General features: G+C 48.7%; 1 protein-coding gene. It reads right to left on the bottom strand.

Translation table 11 applies throughout. From position 1 onward, the window contains the following. Positions 1-148: 148 nt before the first annotated feature. Positions 149-2251: an F-box protein gene (locus KDK19_RS02590; RefSeq protein ID WP_257291288.1), complete on the bottom strand. Its 2103-nt coding sequence runs from the start codon at positions 2249-2251 to the stop codon at positions 149-151. Between the last annotated feature and the right edge of the window lie 242 nt (positions 2252-2493).

The raw sequence follows: 2493 nt of genomic DNA, 5'->3' as shown, positions 1-2493 counted from the left end.
ATACCGTTCTTGTAGTCAGCTCATATAGTCAGCATGTTCAATCCTGCCTGACAGTCGTTCAGTTAATCTCAAAAGGATGTGCGAATGATATGATTCTGACACCATCGTCTTAATTATTTGGACAATGAGAAAATAATTTAGTTCATTGTCAAATGGAGGTGCCCGGTTCAGGCATTTGGGTGACCTTGTCGGGCATGATCTGCCAAAGCGAAAAAAACTCTCGTCCTCTGGTAGAGCCGGTGGGAGGGCACAAACTGCGGACTTGAAGGGTGCGGCTGCAAGGGCTGAAGCAAAATTTGAAAATTCTGCCTTCTGTTTGCAAACGGGCCCTTTCCAGCCAGCTCCCTTCTGCCGTCAAACCGAACAGAATCAGGCTGTGCGTTCCCGTCTTGGGAATCACAGCCAGAAGACAACCTTCCTGATTGAAACCTGCACCTATGATGGAAAACCCAATGCGTTGATTGACCCATTCAACGGCGGCGGGTTCAACGAATGGCTGTCCCAAAGTTTCAGCAAAAGGCTTACGTTGATAAATATCAGTATGTCCGGCACGATCGTTACAAACAATGGTTTCACCGTTGGGGCTGCTTTCTACCAGGGACTCAGCCGGAAATGTTTGTGTCTCGCCCCAGATTCCCGACGCTGCCTTGCGCCAGATCGTTACGCTTTGATTGCAACTTCTGATGAATTCACAAGGGTCCACAGAAAATTGAATTTCACCGCCGCCGCTCCGGGGCTTCTTCTGTGCAGATTTGTGCCATTGGTCGTCAGTTAATTCCCAGATATCAATACTTTCCCGAGTGGTGATAATCAGAAGCCGACCATCCAGGCTGAATTCAGGTTTAAGAGTGAAATATCGGGTTGCCCGGTTACAGGATTCAACGATTCTCTCTTTTTCACGCCACTGCCCTTGCGGGTCACGGGCAAAAATGACGACAAAGAAATAACGCCGTTGAATATCATTGTGATGTGAATCATGGCCGGCCTCCTCAAACCATGTAGCAAAATGGCGGTTATCCGGACTGAATACCACGCGTAGATAATCAAAGTCGCTCACTGTTTCGCCGCTGGGTGTTTCTTTCAGATCATCAGCAGGGTTGGTAACAACAATGTCACCCGTTTGTGACCAGGAATCATCTTTTGCCCGGCTCATCACCTTGATGCATGGTCCATCATAAAGCGCAAGATGATTGCTGTCAGGACTGAACAGCCGGGGATAAAGACTTGTATTAATGTTGCCTCTGTTGATCCACTGCCCATCAGCCCCCCGACCGAGAATAGCAACACCGTCGCTCATGTTAATACAGACCGCTGACTTGGCATCAGGTGACAGGCGTATCCTAAAGATTTGCTTATCCTGACATTCAGGAAAAATCTCACCCGATGTCAGTTGTTGCTCAACCCACGCATCATTCTTGCGTTCATAGACAGATAGAAAATGCTCTTTGCCAGTGTAATTGTAAGGAAACGGTCCTTCTCTCAACGCAAAGGGTTGCTCGACAAATAAAATATGGTCGGCCTGCTGATGATGATATTCGACCAGGTAATCGTGTGTGATCTCAGCTTCCCTGACCCATTGACCATCAGGACCCGGAGCCAGGATATCACTGTAGTTATCCGACTTCTTCTCAATGACAAAGGGAATATGATCACGCAGATGATGTTTTTGGCGAACCTCTAAAACGCCACTGGGTATAAGGCTCAGTGTGGTCCCATCGAGAATCTGCTGGCGCAAATGGCTGGCGTAAAAGGAGTAAAAGGCCGGGCCCTGTTGTACAGGGAAATGACGAACAGAAAATATGGACAATGTCCTGAGGTACTCAAGGAGTAGATGACTGGACTGAATGATTGTCCGGCACGAAGTCTGCCTTTGTCTGCTCAGAGAGAGGAAGTGATGGACTTCTTCCAGACCGCATGAACTCAGGCGATCGCTCATTGTCGTCGATGTTTGCCCAAAATTATTGAGATCTTCGATGGACAAATAGCTGGCGATTATCTCAAGCACTTCCCGGGGCAGGGCAGCCCACCGCAGGTCGTAGCAAGTCATCGCCGTCGCTGAATCCGTTGAAGATACGATCCTCGTCTTGTCAGGCACAGTAACCGCAATTGACAATGAGCTGAGTTTGGGAATGACATCCGAGACCTCTACAATGTTTGACGGTGCATCTTGCTTTGCTCTATTGGCTGGATTGGCTGGCGCGCCAATATCAGGAGCGGGTTCGTTTATCTTCCTGCCAGTAAGGCCATCCATAGTTGTTAATCTCCCTTCTGTCATCCGGAGGACTCTGTTGAAATTCTTTTATGGTTCGACCTTCAGACAGGAGAAAAGTTCTATTTGGATGGCTCTGTAGGAGACAATTTCGAACTTCAGCGCAGGACCGCCACCGAACCAGGTGGGGGGATGTAAGCTCGGCTTGCTTGGAGCAAGCCCATAAACTATCTTTCCTTGCGTCTCTTGCAGACCTGCCTCCAGGCTGGAGGAATGTTAAGCCT

The sequence above is a fragment of the Endozoicomonas sp. ONNA1 genome (assembly GCF_024606325.1).
In the GTDB taxonomy this organism is placed as follows: domain Bacteria; phylum Pseudomonadota; class Gammaproteobacteria; order Pseudomonadales; family Endozoicomonadaceae; genus Endozoicomonas_A.
The sequence above is the reverse complement of the archived record's forward strand: the minus strand, read 5'-3'. Positions and strand labels throughout refer to the sequence as shown.

Bases quoted from the DNA above. Each gene is read 5' to 3' on its own strand.
- KDK19_RS02590 (WP_257291288.1), bottom strand. From the start codon at position 2,251: ATGGATGGCCTTACTGGCAGGAAGATAAACGAACCCGCTCCTGATATT.